This is a genomic window from Aeromonas sp. 604282, assembly GCF_049170575.1.
Taxonomy (GTDB): domain Bacteria; phylum Pseudomonadota; class Gammaproteobacteria; order Enterobacterales; family Aeromonadaceae; genus Aeromonas; species Aeromonas veronii_A.
Genome location: NZ_JAAKMV010000006.1, coordinates 73,348 through 85,879, shown reverse-complemented (window position 1 = coordinate 85,879; position 12,532 = coordinate 73,348). Strand labels below are relative to the sequence as shown.

The 12,532-nt window shown below is 61.4% G+C and carries 13 protein-coding genes; 6 read left to right on the top strand and 7 right to left on the bottom strand.

What is annotated here, in order from left to right; all coding sequences use genetic code 11:
* Positions 1 to 13: 13 nt before the first annotated feature.
* From xerC to lptM, 5 genes are all read right to left on the bottom strand, one after another.
* Positions 14 to 991, bottom strand: a complete 978-nt coding sequence (xerC, locus tag G5367_RS09340) for a tyrosine recombinase XerC (RefSeq protein WP_421244875.1) — start codon at positions 989 to 991, stop codon at positions 14 to 16.
* Positions 984 to 1,664 (bottom strand): DUF484 family protein, encoded by a 681-nt coding sequence (locus G5367_RS09335; RefSeq protein ID WP_005336370.1) that lies wholly within the window; start codon positions 1,662 to 1,664, stop codon positions 984 to 986. The genes xerC and G5367_RS09335 overlap by 8 nt, the downstream gene beginning before the upstream one ends.
* Positions 1,665 to 1,755: 91 nt before the next feature.
* Positions 1,756 to 2,586 (bottom strand): diaminopimelate epimerase, encoded by an 831-nt coding sequence (dapF, locus tag G5367_RS09330; RefSeq protein WP_421244876.1) that lies wholly within the window; start codon positions 2,584 to 2,586, stop codon positions 1,756 to 1,758.
* Positions 2,587 to 2,771: 185 nt separating this feature from the next.
* Complete coding sequence (gene lysA / locus G5367_RS09325; protein WP_088868282.1) at positions 2,772 to 4,022, bottom strand: diaminopimelate decarboxylase; 1,251 nt, start codon at positions 4,020 to 4,022, stop codon at positions 2,772 to 2,774.
* A gap of 32 nt (positions 4,023 to 4,054) precedes the next feature.
* A complete protein-coding gene (gene lptM, locus G5367_RS09320; RefSeq protein ID WP_337073094.1) occupies positions 4,055 to 4,231 on the bottom strand; it encodes an LPS translocon maturation chaperone LptM in 177 nt (58 codons plus the stop codon).
* Positions 4,232 to 4,304: 73 nt separating this feature from the next.
* Here lptM and cyaY point away from each other — a divergent pair, with 73 nt between their 5' ends.
* Both cyaY and G5367_RS09310 read left to right on the top strand, forming a co-directional pair.
* Positions 4,305 to 4,619 (top strand): iron donor protein CyaY, encoded by a 315-nt coding sequence (gene cyaY, locus G5367_RS09315; RefSeq protein WP_216979650.1) that lies wholly within the window; start codon positions 4,305 to 4,307, stop codon positions 4,617 to 4,619.
* Positions 4,616 to 5,269 (top strand): alpha/beta hydrolase, encoded by a 654-nt coding sequence (locus tag G5367_RS09310; RefSeq protein WP_216979651.1) that lies wholly within the window; start codon positions 4,616 to 4,618, stop codon positions 5,267 to 5,269. The genes cyaY and G5367_RS09310 overlap by 4 nt, the downstream gene beginning before the upstream one ends.
* 66 nt (positions 5,270 to 5,335) lie before the next feature.
* On the opposite strand, the gene G5367_RS09305 is transcribed toward G5367_RS09310, so the two are convergent.
* Positions 5,336 to 7,855: a class I adenylate cyclase gene (locus tag G5367_RS09305; RefSeq protein ID WP_337073093.1), complete on the bottom strand. Its 2,520-nt coding sequence runs from the start codon at positions 7,853 to 7,855 to the stop codon at positions 5,336 to 5,338.
* 323 nt (positions 7,856 to 8,178) lie between these two features.
* Here G5367_RS09305 and hemC point away from each other — a divergent pair, with 323 nt between their 5' ends.
* From hemC to G5367_RS09285, 4 genes are read left to right on the top strand one after another with little or no spacing between them, the layout of a single operon-like run.
* The gene (gene hemC, locus G5367_RS09300; protein ID WP_216980241.1) at positions 8,179 to 9,108 is read left to right on the top strand and encodes a hydroxymethylbilane synthase; all 930 of its coding nucleotides are present in this window, start codon (positions 8,179 to 8,181) and stop codon (positions 9,106 to 9,108) included.
* A complete protein-coding gene (locus G5367_RS09295) occupies positions 9,105 to 9,839 on the top strand; it encodes a uroporphyrinogen-III synthase (protein WP_421244877.1) in 735 nt (244 codons plus the stop codon). The genes hemC and G5367_RS09295 overlap by 4 nt, the downstream gene beginning before the upstream one ends.
* Positions 9,836 to 10,885, top strand: a complete 1,050-nt coding sequence (locus tag G5367_RS09290; protein ID WP_421244878.1) for a uroporphyrinogen-III C-methyltransferase — start codon at positions 9,836 to 9,838, stop codon at positions 10,883 to 10,885. Before G5367_RS09295 ends, G5367_RS09290 begins: the two co-directional genes overlap by 4 nt.
* Positions 10,886 to 10,895: 10 nt before the next feature.
* On the top strand, positions 10,896 to 12,059 hold the full coding sequence (locus G5367_RS09285; RefSeq protein ID WP_421244879.1) for a heme biosynthesis HemY N-terminal domain-containing protein: 1,164 nt from the start codon (positions 10,896 to 10,898) through the stop codon (positions 12,057 to 12,059).
* A gap of 69 nt (positions 12,060 to 12,128) precedes the next feature.
* On the opposite strand, the gene G5367_RS09280 is transcribed toward G5367_RS09285, so the two are convergent.
* Entirely contained in the window at positions 12,129 to 12,380 is a 252-nt protein-coding gene (locus tag G5367_RS09280) for a YkgJ family cysteine cluster protein (RefSeq protein ID WP_182926403.1), read from the bottom strand.
* Positions 12,381 to 12,532 lie beyond the last annotated feature (152 nt).

Genomic DNA, 12,532 nt, shown 5'->3' with positions numbered 1-12,532 from the left:
GGCTCAGGGCCCGTTATTCATCGTCCCGCGCATCCGGGTCACGCTTGGCCCTGGGGTGGGCACTGTCGTAGACCTTGGCCAGATGCTGGAAGTCGAGGTGGGTATAGATCTGGGTGGTGGAGAGATCGGCATGCCCCAGCAGTTCCTGCACCGCCCGCAGATCGCCGGAGGACTCCAGCATATGGGTGGCAAAGCTGTGGCGCAGTTTGTGGGGATGGACATGGGCGTTGAGCGCCTGCTTGTTGCCCCAGCCATCGAGGCGGGCTTGCACCGAGCGGGCCGACAGCCGCTGCTTGCGGCTGGAGACAAACAGCGCCTCGCTCTCGTCCCCGGCCAGCAGCGGGCGCACCTTGAGCCACTTCTGCAGCCACTCGACCGCCATCCGGCCGATGGGCAGCACCCGCTCCCGCGAGCCCTTGCCGGTCACCTTGAGCTGGCGGTCGTCGAGCTTAAGATCCACCAGATTGATCCCCACCAGCTCGGCCAGACGCAGCCCTGAGGAGTACATCAGCTCCATGATGGCGCGATCCCGCACCGCCAGCGGATCCTGTTCATCGGTAATGTTGAGCAGCTGGTGCATCTCGTCCACATCGAGGTTTTTCGGCAGCGGCCGCCCCTGTTTGGGGGTGACGATGCCGCGAGCCGGATTGGCGGTCAGCCGACCCTGCCGCACCTGCCAGTCGCAAAAGCTGCGCAGGGCAGAAACCTTGGTGGAAAGGGAACGAGGAGCAAGGCCCGCCTTGTGCATCCGGGTCACCAGAGTGCGCACCTGACTCGCCTCGAGCCGACCCCAGTCAGCCAGACCCAGCGTTACCAGCTCGGCGGTCATCGCCTCCAGATGGGCTTGATAGTTATTGCGGGTATGAGGGCTGAGCTGACGCTCGACCCTCAGGTATTCGATAAAGGCCGCCAGCTCTTCCGCCAGTGCCGCGGGCAATGGCGGTGCGACGACGGGTGCTTTGGCAGGCCCCTTGGCGGGTGTTCTAGCCATGAGTCAACTCGGGCAGACGCAGTTGCAGCAGGCGCCCCAGTTGGCCCAGCAGCAGGGTGTCGTTGTGGGGAGTAAAGTGGCCGGGATCCGAGCTGGCGAAGGCCAGCACACCGAGATCGCCGAGCCGCATCAGGGCCACCGAGTTGACCAGCACATCGTGGCCAAACAGCGCCTGCTTCTCGCTCTGGCTCAGGCGGCCAAAGTAGTAATCCTGCCCCGGCAGACGCTGACCCAGCAGGGATTCGAGCTGCTTGCCCTGTGCCAGAAAGCGCTGCTCGGGCCCGCTCAGGGCAAACTTCTTGGGATTGAGCCAGAGCCGCAACCCGGTCAGGCGCAGCCGCTGTACAAAGGCCTTGCCCATCACGGCACTCACCTCGAACAGGGTCTGGCAACCGTACAGCTCGCCGTAGAGATCGGCATAGACCCGGAAGATCCGCTCGTTCTCGCTGGCGATCCCCATCAATTCGGTGATCTCCTGCTCCAGCTGTTCGATCCGCTCGCGCTGACGCTCCAGCTGGCGCTCGACCAGCGAGACCGACCCTTTGCGTTCATGGGGAATGCGGATCCGATCCAGCACGGCGGCATGGCGTTGGAAAAACTCGGGATAACGGGCCAGGTACTCCAGCACAGTGGCTTCATCCACCGATTGCTCCTGCCGTTTGAGTTCGCTCATAAATTGGTTGATCCATCAGAGAAATGGGGCTCGCTGCCCCGACATCATGGGCAAAGGGGGCCAACGCCCCCCGCACCTGAACCTTTATCGGCTAAACCTCTATCTGGCCGTCAAACACATGCTCGGCGGGGCCTGTCATATAGACCGGCTGGCCCGGCCCCTTCCAGGCGATGGTCAGCTTGCCGCCCGGCAGACTGACGGTGACCCGCTCCTTGAGCTTGCCCTGACTGATGCCAATCACCGCCGCCGCACAGGCGCCGGTACCGCAGGCGAGTGTCTCCCCCACCCCACGCTCGAACACCCGCAGCTTGATCTCGGTGGCGTTGACCATCTCCATGAAGCCGACGTTGACCCGCTCGGGAAAACGCTCGTGACGCTCCATGATGGGCCCCAGTGTCGCCACCGGCGCATCGGCCACCGACGGTACCTCGATGACGCAGTGGGGGTTGCCCATGGAGACGGCACCGCACATCACGGTATGTTCCTGCGCCCGCAGCAGATAGGTCTTCTCTGCCTTCTGGGCCCGAAACGGGATCTTGCCCGGCTCGAACTGGGGCACTCCCATGTTGACCGTGACCTGATTCTCCCCCTCCAGCTGCAACACGATGCGACCCCGGGCGGTACTGACCGCGATGCGATCCCGGTTGATCAGCCCCTTGAGACGCACGAAACGGGCAAAACAGCGGGCGCCGTTGCCACACTGCTCCACTTCGCTGCCATCGGCATTGAAAATGCGATAGTGAAAGTCGAGTTCAGGGTCATAGGGCGGCTCCACCAGCAGCAGCTGGTCAAAGCCGATCCCGAAGTGGCGATCTGCCAGCTTCTTGATGACGTCATTGCTGAAAAATACCTTCTGGGTGACGCCATCCACCACCATGAAGTCGTTGCCCAAGCCATGCATCTTGGAAAAATCTATCAACATCGTGCATTCCTGTGCTGTTAGGGCTGTAAAAATTCACCGAACCAAGAGTCGTCAAGCGCCATGAAGTCGTTGTCCAAAGCCCCATGCATCATGGAACAATCTATCCACATCGTGCATTCCTGTGCTGTTAGGGCTGTAAAAACTCACCGTCAACCGTTATGAAATCATTGTCCCAGCCTGCGCCATCAGGGCAGCAGGTGCTCACCGCGCCAGAGATCGGCCAACTGCTCACGCTCGCGGATCAGGTGTGCTTCGGCACCATCCACCAGCACTTCGGCTGCCCGCGGACGGGTGTTGTAGTTGGATGACATGGTAAAGCCGTAGGCACCGGCCGAACGCACTGCCAGCAGGGAACCCTCGGCAATGGCCAGGGTGCGCTCCTTGCCAAGGAAGTCGCCGGTCTCGCACACCGGGCCCACCACGTCATAGATCGCGGGAGCATGACCGGCGCGGCTATCCACCTCGATGATGTTCATCCAGGCGCCGTAGAGCGAGGGGCGCAGCATGTCGTTCATGCCGGCATCGATCAGCGCGAAGTTGCGGGTTTCGCCCGGCTTCAGGTACTCGACCCGAGTCAGCAGCACGCCGGCATTGGCGACGATGGCGCGGCCCGGCTCGAACAGCAGGGTCAGATCCCGGCCCGCCAGCTTCTGCTTCAGCGCTTCGGCATACTCGGTCGGATGGGGTGGCTGCTCGGAACCGTAGTTGACCCCAAGGCCGCCCCCCACGTCCAGATGATGGATATGAATGCCTTCTGCAGCCAGACCGTCGATCAGCCGCAGCAACTTGTCAGCTGCTTCCATAAAGGGATTCAATTCAGTGAGTTGCGAGCCGATATGGCAATCCACCCCGACGATCTCGATGTTCGCCATCGCGGCCGCCTTGCGATAGATGGCAGGTGCCAGCTCGATGGGAATGCCGAACTTGTTCTGCTTGAGGCCGGTGGAGATATAGGGGTGGGTACCGGCATCGATATCCGGATTGACCCGCACCGAGACGCGAGCTTTCTTGCCCATGCTGCCCGCCACCCGATTGAGGCGCTCCAGCTCGGCTTCCGACTCCAGATTGAAGCAGAGGATCTCTTTATCCAGCGCAAGGCGCATCTCCGCTTCACTCTTGGCCACCCCGGAGAAGACCACCTTGGCCGGATCGCCACCCGCTGCCAACACCCGCGACAGCTCGCCACCGGAGACGATGTCAAACCCCGAGCCCAGACGGGCCAGCAGGTTGAGCAGCGCCAGGTTAGAGTTGGCCTTCACTGCATAGCAGATCAGATGGGGAATGTCGCCAGCGGCCTTGTCGAAGGCGTGCCAGTGGCGCTCGAGAGTCGCCCGGGAGTAGACGTAAAGCGGGGTACCGTACTGCTCGGCGAGCTGTTGCAGCGAGGTTTGCTCGGCCTGAAGCTGGCCGTCGGCGTCGTAGTTAAAGTGATCCAAGGGGGCGGTTCCTTCCTAGAATGGGTGCGGCATTAGTGCGGCGTGGCCTCGGTGGCAGCCTCGGAGGTCGCAGGCGGTGCTGCTTGCGGTGTACTCTGGCTCTGTGGCGGCTCGGGGGGCGGCATATAGAGCGGCCCCTTCAGACCGCACGCGGCCAACCCGAGGGACAGAAGAGTGGCAAGCAGACACTTGGTGAACTGGGTGATCATAATGGTTCGCTGCGAAAAAATTTTTGGCCCTCTATAATCGCACTCACATTGTTAAAAGCAACAGGATAAACCGATGAAGGATCACGAGTATCACGCCCTGACCGACGCCTTTTTCCAATATGTGGAAGACACCCTCGACGAGGGGTATCCGGATATCGACTGCGAACGCAACGGCGGCGTATTGACCCTCTCTTTCGAGAACAAGACCAAGGTCATCATCAACAAGCAGGAACCACTGCACCAGATTTGGGTCGCCACCCGCGAGAACGGCTTCCACTTCGAACTGCAGGGTGACACCTGGATCGACAACCGTTTCGGCCACGAGCTCAAGGCGCTGCTGAGTAAATCCTGCACCGCCCAGGCTGGCGAAGAGGTGGTGTTCCCATGATCGACCTGCACCCGCAGGGCGCCCGCCACGCGGTGATCTGGCTGCACGGGCTGGGTGATTCCGGTGCCGGTCTCGCCCCGCTGGTGGACGCGCTGGACCTGCCCGCCGAGCTACCGGTGCGTCACCTGCTGCCGGATGCGCCGGAGCGCCCCATCACCATCAATATGGGCTACAAGATGCGGGGCTGGTACGACATCAGGAGCTTCGAGGATCCCGACGAGCGAGCCGTGGAATCCCATGTGCGGGAATCAGCCGACCAAATTGCCACATTGCTCGATCAGCTGGTGGCCGACGGGTTTGCCCCCGAGCGCATCGTGCTGGCAGGTTTCTCTCAGGGCGGAGTGATTGCCTCCTTCACCGCGCTGCGCTATCAGGCAACGCTGGCGGGCCTGCTCTGCATGTCCACCTATCTGGCTGCCCCCGACAAGCTGCTCGGCGAGATGAGCGAGGCTGCTCGCACCCTGCCCATCTGCTACATGCACGGCATCTACGACGATGTGGTGAGCCTGTCGCTCGGTTGGGATGCCAAGAACCGGCTTGAAGCTGCCGGGCTCGCCCCCGAGTGGCACGAGTACCCGATGCGCCACGAGATCTGCCGTCCGCAGCTCGGCGACATTCGCAGCTGGCTGCTGGCCCGCCTCGGCGCGTGAGCCCTTCCGGTAAAGCAAACGGCCTGCATCTGCAGGCCGTTTTTTATAGCGATTCCAACTGACGGGTCAGCCCACTTCTCGAGCGGGCGGCACCTGTTCGCGCAGGGAGCCCTGACTGCGATAGGGGATCACATCCAGCTCGCCATTCACCTGTACTATCTCGTAGTACTGGGGCAGGTTGAAGTTGATGAACTGCCCATCATCGCTGAACCGCTCGTGATTGGAGGTATAGAAGCGGTTGACCCCCGCCACCAGCTCATCCTTGTTGCCGGCAAAGTGCTGGTAGATCTCCACTCGGTTCGCCTCATCGAGGATATAGATGTTGGTGCCCGCATCACGGGTATCGAAGAAGAACTGCACCAGCCCTTCGCTGGCGTAGGCATCGACGATGCTCGGCAGATGCTGGCTGTGGGTCTTGTCGAGCCGCAGCGGCAGATGATCCAGCTTGTTGTGGGAGATGTGGCGGTAAAAATCGATGGCGTTTTCCAGCTTCTTCACCGACACCCCGCGCCGCTCGAAGAAGATGCCGTACTTTTCACGGCCGAGCGCCATGGTCTTGACCAGCTGCTGCTTGTCGCGGGCCAGGCGCAGATCGATACACTCCGCCACCAGGGTCTGGAAGCGGGAGCGCACCAGAGAACGGAAGTGCTGGCTATAGCAGAACACCTCGATCATCTCGGGGGCGGCGGCATCCTGATGCATCTTGCCTAGGATGGTGGTGAGGGCATCGACCACAGCTTCATCCCCCTGGAAGTGCAGGGTGCGGATCTCGCTCCAGGAGTTGCGGTAGACCAGATCCACCGAGCCAACCAGACACTCCTGATTGCGACCGAACGAGAAAACATCCACGGTGTTGGCGTCGAACTCGATCACCTGACCGACCCAATGGCTGGTCGGGTCCATCTCCAGATTGAGGAAGATGGAGAGCTGGCGGATCTCGCACGGGCGGCTGAGAGCCAGGTTGGTGGCAAGCGGGTACTTCTCGGGGAAGCAGCCGGAGAGATCGCGACAGAACTGGTGCAGATTGTCGATGTGCAGATCCGAGCCCTGATTGAACAGGTGCACCCGCGACTGGGGGGTCAGCAGATCGTTGAAGTAGGCCCAGGAGACCAGCTTGCTGATGTAACCGTTGAACTCGAGCGGCGCCCGGCCAATGATGTCCACCGGCTCCAGCGAATGTTTGTAGAGATACCAGCCGGCACGGTTGAGGCGACCGTGCGGCACCTGCACGAAGCTGAGATCAGGCTCGCTCAGATCCGGTGCGATCTTGAGGTTCACCCTCTGCACCTTGCCTGGCAGGCTCTCGAATGCGGCATAGAGTTTGCGCGACAGGATGCCGATATCTTCCGGGTTGATCGACTCGCTGATGTTGTTGCGACGGGCGAACTGGATCAGATTGCGGTAGCTCTGCATCAGAGCCTCCAGCAACTCGGCATGGGCGATCTTCACCTCCTCGACCTTCCACTCGTGGCGGTGATCGAGGTGGTACAGCTTGTCCTGGCTCCAACCCCAGTAGGAGACCAGCTGGCTCATCTGCTCGCGGCGCCACTCGGGGGAGTGATCATCCTTGGGATGACTGAGGCCGTCGCACACCTTGAGGTAGAAGCAGCGGCGCACCAGATCGAGTCGCGCCATATCGCCGATGGACTTGAGGTAGTTGGTGACCTTGTCCAGCATCAGGCAGTAGTTGTCGAGCCGGTAGTGCATCCCCTCGTTGTGCTGAAACCAGTCACGGCTGATCATCGAGAGCAAACGGGTGTTGGGGTACTCGTGGGAGTAAGCCTCCATCAACACAGACTTGAGCACCGCCTTATAGGGAGAGTCGATCCCCTTGTAGAGCTGCCACAGGGCAGAGCCGAAATACTCCTCCGCCGGAATACGGTCAAAACTGCCGAGATCAAGCCAATCATCCTGTTTGAGCTTGCCACTCTCAAACAACCCGTTCACATAGTCGTCGTAGTGATCATCACACTCGACAGGAACCAGATACCAGATGAGTCGCTTACCGGCGATGCGCATGGCACTGCGGTAGAACTCGTCAAGCAGCAGCAGATGCTGGGCGCTGCCACAGCTCTCTCCCTGCATCTCGGCATCGTTGGTCTGGCGAAACTTGTCTTCGGGGATCAGGAAGAAATTGAGATCGACCCCGCGCTGCTCCGCCCACTTGGAGAGCATCCGGCACTTCTGTTCCAGCAAGGCGAGCCGCTCTTGCGACAAACCGGCCACGTGGCAGACCCAGATATCGAGATCGGAATGACAGCACTGGCCGATGGAGGAGGTGCTGCCCATGGAATAGAGCCCCTGAATGGCCCGATCATGGGTTGCCAGACCACTCTGACAGTTGGCATTGCGACAAAGGTCATCGATAAAGGCTTGCTGCTCGGCGGTGGCGCTGAAGCTCCAGATGCCATGAGGGACATCGCCGGAGACATAACCGGGCAGCAGGGGGTGATTGAAGTGCAGCATGACAGGCAGCAGTTGGAATACCTGCTGCCCATAGCGACTCATGAGGCCTAACGCCCGTTGCGTCTTGAGACGGGTAATGTCGTCATAACGCGCAACCAGCGTATCGATGTGTTCCTGCAATGCCCTGCCTATCACCTAGGTGAAAATGACGCACCAAAAGGGGGATACGTCAAAAAAGTGTGATCATGTTAACAATGCAAACAGCGGTGGTAAACAAGCCTACAGCTAAACGCCAGATTATTTCTGGTATGACCACATCAAGTATCAGGGGAAATCATTAAATTTCAATATATTCAATGAATTAATCAATAGCAATTGCTTAATGAAAATCATTTTCAGCATGCATTTTTGAGCTTGCCCCCGCTTTTGCGGGCTCTGCCATGAAAGCCCGGGCAAAGGGTGGTAATATCGATTTCCTTCTAAAAATGAAACAACTGATTGATATGGCAGCCCGAACCCTGAAAATTGCCACTCGCAAGAGCCCGCTGGCCCTGTGGCAGGCCAACTTTGTCAAAGACCGGCTCGAAGCCCTGCACCCACAGTTGCAGGTCGAACTGGTACCCATGAGCACTCAGGGTGACAAGATCCTCGATACCCCGTTGGCCAAGGTCGGTGGCAAGGGGTTGTTCGTCAAGGAGCTGGAGACCGCCATGCTGGAAGGACGGGCCGATATCGCCGTTCACTCCATGAAAGACGTGCCGGTGGAGTTCCCCGAGGGGCTCGGTCTGCACACTATCTGCGAGCGGGAAGATCCCCGCGACGCCTTTGTCTCCAACCGCTTCAAAACCATTGCCGAACTGCCGCAAGGGGCCGTGGTCGGCACCTCGAGCCTGCGCCGCCAGTGCCAGCTGCGCGCCGCCCGCCCGGATCTGGTGATCCGCGACCTGCGCGGCAACGTCAACACTCGCCTCGCCAAGCTGGATGCCGGTGAGTACGACGCCATCATCCTCGCCGCCGCCGGTCTGAAACGACTGGAGATGGCGCATCGCATCACCGCTTTTATCGAGCCGGAACAGAGCCTGCCCGCCAACGGTCAAGGCGCCGTCGGCATCGAATGCCGCCTCGACGATACTGAGCTGCACGCTCTGCTGGCGCCGCTGGAGCACGCCGAGACCCGCGCCAGGGTGCTGACCGAGCGCGCCATGAACCGCGCTCTGCAAGGGGGATGTCAGGTCCCCATCGGTGCTTACGCACTAGTCGAAGGCGAGCAGATCTGGCTGCGCGGTCTGGTGGGCAGTCCCGATGGCAACCAGGTGATCCGTGACGAGATCCGCGGTCCGCTGGCCGATGGTGAGGCCCTCGGCGAACAACTGGCCCAGCGCCTGCTGGCCGCCGGTGCCGACGAGATCCTCGCCGAGGTCTACCGCGCATGACCCCGCTGGTGGTGCGTCCGGCCATTCAGGCCGCCGAGCTGGTGCAGTTGCTGCGCCAGCACGGCCATGCACCACTCTGCTGCCCGCTGCTGGAAACCGTGGCGGGCAGCGAACTCCCTCTCCTGCCCGACCTGCTGCGAAGTGCCGACGTGGTCATCGCCGTCAGCATCCATGCCGTTCATTTTGCACACGATTTTCTGTTGCAAACTGGTCAGACCTGGCCACATATTGAGTACTTTGCGGTGGGTCAGGCCAGTGCAGATGCGTTTGCCGCCATCGGCATCACGGCAAGCAGCCCGGATGACCCGCGCAGCGAAGGGCTGCTGGCCCTGCCCGCCCTGCAGCAGGTAGCAGGCAAACGGGTGCTGATCCTGCGCAGCAATGGCGGGCGGGATCTCATCGCCAGCACGCTGGCCTCACGCGGTGCTCTGGTGCACTATTGTGCGGCCTATGAGCGCCACTACCCCGAGCTAGACGGGGACAGATTGACCCACTACTGGCAGGCAGCGGGGCTGGACAGCCTGCTCATTACCAGTGGTGAACTGCTGCAACGGCTGCTGGAGCTGGTTCCCGACCACCAGCGGCCCTGGCTTTTTGACCGCCTGCTGGTGGTCCCCAGCCCGCGCGTGGCCGAGATGGCCAGCGCAGCGGGCTTTATCCATATCACGATTGCCCAAGGTGCATCCAACCAGGCCCTGACGGCCGCACTGGAACTGAGGAAGATGGAATGACAGAACAACAAGAATCCCAGGTCAAACCCCAGCCGACCGCTGCGGTCAATGGCAGCAAGAGCCGCTCCGGTGCCGTACTGGGAGGGGTTGCCATCCTGCTGGCCCTTGGCCTGACCGGCGGCCTCTATCTGCACGGTCACAAGAATGCCGTGGCCCAGCAGGCCGAACTGACCCAGCTCAAGCAGCAGCTGGCGAGCGCCCTGAGCAAGATCGACCAGACCAGCAGCAAGGATGCCGAGCAGCTGGCCGCACTGGATCAAACCCAGCAGCGGTTGCAGGGGGAGATGCAGGGCCTGCAGAATCGGGTACTGGATCTGAATGACAAGCGCCCCAACGACTGGATGCTGGCCGAATCCGAGTATCTGGTACGGATGGCGGGCCGCAAACTGTGGCTGGAGCATGACCTCGTCTCCGCCATCACCCTGCTCGGCAACGCTGACGAGCGCATCGCCGCCCTCAACGACCCCAGCCTGATGCCGATCCGCAAAGCGCTGGCCGAAGATATCGCCAAGCTCAAGGGGATGCCGCGCATCGACCGCGAGGGGCTGACCCTCAAGCTGGCGGCGCTGTCCGACCAGATCGAGCTGCTGCCCCTCTCCACCGTCAGCATGCCGGAAGCCAAGGCCGAGCCGGATCAAGCGGTCAGCACCAATCCAGACGAGTGGGAGAGCAACCTGAAGAAGAACTGGGTCAAGTTCACCGAGAACTTCGTCACCATCCGTCGCCGCGATGGCGCGGTCGAGGCACTGCTCTCGCCGCAGCAGGAGATCTTCCTGCGTGAAAACCTCAAGACCAAGCTGTTGCAGGCCCAGCTCTCCGTCTATCGCGAGCAGCAGGCGCTCTACGAAGACAGCCTGGACAAGGCCCAACGCTGGCTGACCCAGTATTTCGACACCGACAACAGCGCCACCCGCTACATGCAGGGCGAGATCGACAAGCTCAAGGGTGAGCAGATCCAGATCGACTATCCGGCCCAGTTCAAGACCCAGGCGATGCTGGAGCAGGTGCTGACCGAACGCCTGCAACGCATTCTGGCCAGCAGCTGAGGAGGGCACCATGATCCGTATAATCATTCTGGTTGCCGTTATGGTCGCAGGGCTGATCTTTGGCCCGCAAGCCTCCGGTAACAAGGGCTATGTGCTGATTGCTCTTGGCAATTACACCATCGAATCTTCCGTCACCAGCGCGGTGATCCTGGCCGTGCTGTTCTACGGCGCCCTGCTGATCGTCGAGTGGCTGCTGGGTCGGGTATTCGGCCTGCGCCGCAAGACCCTCGGCTGGTACGGCTCGCGCCGCCGCCGCAAGGCCAATCAACAGACCGTCGCCGCCACTCTGGCAATGGCCGAAGGGCACTACAGTCAGGCTGAAAAGCTGATGATCAAGGGGGCCAGCAACAGCGACACCCCGCTGCTCAACTACCTGAGTGCCGCCAAGGCGGCACAGGCCCGTGGTGACGACGCCCGCCGGGATCAATACCTGCAAAAAGCACAGGAGGAGAACCCCAAGGCCGAGCTGGCGCTCACTCTGACCCAGACCCAGCTGCAGATCGAGCAGGGCCAGTACGATACCGCGCTGGCGATGCTGGAGTCGGTCTACGCCCTCAACCCGCGCCATCCCATGGTGCTGGATCAGCTGCGTCAGGTGCATCTGGCCCGTCAGGACTGGAGCGCCCTGTGCGACCTGATACCGGCACTGCACAAGGTGGGCAAGCTGACCACGAAACAGGAAGAAGATCTGCTGCAACAGGCCTGGTGTGGCCGCCTGCAACAGGCTGCCGGCAGCCTCGAAACCCTCAAGGCGGTATGGCAGGACCTGCCGCGCAAACTGCGCCTTGAGCCGGAACTGCTGGCCTGCTACGGCGATCTGCTGCGCCAGCTGGGCGCCGACGGCGAAGCCGCCACCCTGTGGCAGGAGGCGCTGCGCAAACAGCCGATGCCGCAGCTGCTGGCTCGCCTGCCCAAGCTGAAACTCGACAGCTACCAGCCGCTCTTGGCGCTGCTGCAAAAACAGCAGGGGCAGCCGGAGGTGGACACCGCACTGGCCCAGCTTTATCTGCTGGCAGGTCAACTGGACGATGCCCAGAAGCTGCTGGAGCAGGAGGTGGCGCGGGCGCCGAGCGCCGCCGCCTACCACGCCCTCGGTCAGGTGATGGACAAGCGTCGCCTTACCAACAAGGCCAACGAGTACTACCGTCAGGCGCTGGAGCTGGCGGGGATCTGATCCCCGGCGAACAGAAACGTGAGAGGCCGCATGATGCGGCCTCTTTTTTATCTCTTCGCCCTGCCCTCGTCAGGTGGTGAGCCGTTCCAGCTCGCCGATCAGCCAGATAGCCTCGGCGCGATGGCTGCCGCACACATCCATCATGGGGCGAAAACCGCCGCACACCGCCGGCCGCTCCGGTTGACCGAAGATCTTGCAGCCAAGGCGTGCATCAAGCTGGATGCAGGGGACACCAGCCGGTTTGCCATCGGGCATGCCGGGGATGGCACTGCTGATACTGGGAGCGATGCAACAGGCACCGCAACCGGAACGACACTCCATACAACCCACTCCTGTCACAGGATCAACCTGCACTGTCGGACTCTCTGCCACCATAGCCCAGGCAAGCCCACAAACGTAGAGGGAAGGCAGCAAAAAGCCCGACCGCGAGGCGATCGGGCTTGATTCACTACCGCATGGCGGGCAGAGCCATC

Excerpts from the sequence above, each read along its gene's own strand:
- xerC (WP_421244875.1), bottom strand. The coding sequence starts at position 991 with ATGGCTAGAACACCCGCCAAGGGGCCTGCCAAAGCACCCGTCGTCGCA.
- G5367_RS09335 (WP_005336370.1), bottom strand. The coding sequence starts at position 1,664 with ATGAGCGAACTCAAACGGCAGGAGCAATCGGTGGATGAAGCCACTGTG.
- dapF (WP_421244876.1), bottom strand. The coding sequence starts at position 2,586 with ATGTTGATAGATTTTTCCAAGATGCATGGCTTGGGCAACGACTTCATG.
- lptM (WP_337073094.1), bottom strand. The coding sequence starts at position 4,231 with ATGATCACCCAGTTCACCAAGTGTCTGCTTGCCACTCTTCTGTCCCTC.
- cyaY (WP_216979650.1), top strand. The coding sequence starts at position 4,305 with ATGAAGGATCACGAGTATCACGCCCTGACCGACGCCTTTTTCCAATAT.
- G5367_RS09310 (WP_216979651.1), top strand. The coding sequence starts at position 4,616 with ATGATCGACCTGCACCCGCAGGGCGCCCGCCACGCGGTGATCTGGCTG.
- hemC (WP_216980241.1), top strand. The coding sequence starts at position 8,179 with ATGGCAGCCCGAACCCTGAAAATTGCCACTCGCAAGAGCCCGCTGGCC.
- G5367_RS09295 (WP_421244877.1), top strand. The coding sequence starts at position 9,105 with ATGACCCCGCTGGTGGTGCGTCCGGCCATTCAGGCCGCCGAGCTGGTG.
- G5367_RS09290 (WP_421244878.1), top strand. The coding sequence starts at position 9,836 with ATGACAGAACAACAAGAATCCCAGGTCAAACCCCAGCCGACCGCTGCG.
- G5367_RS09285 (WP_421244879.1), top strand. The coding sequence starts at position 10,896 with ATGATCCGTATAATCATTCTGGTTGCCGTTATGGTCGCAGGGCTGATC.
- G5367_RS09280 (WP_182926403.1), bottom strand. The coding sequence starts at position 12,380 with ATGGAGTGTCGTTCCGGTTGCGGTGCCTGTTGCATCGCTCCCAGTATC.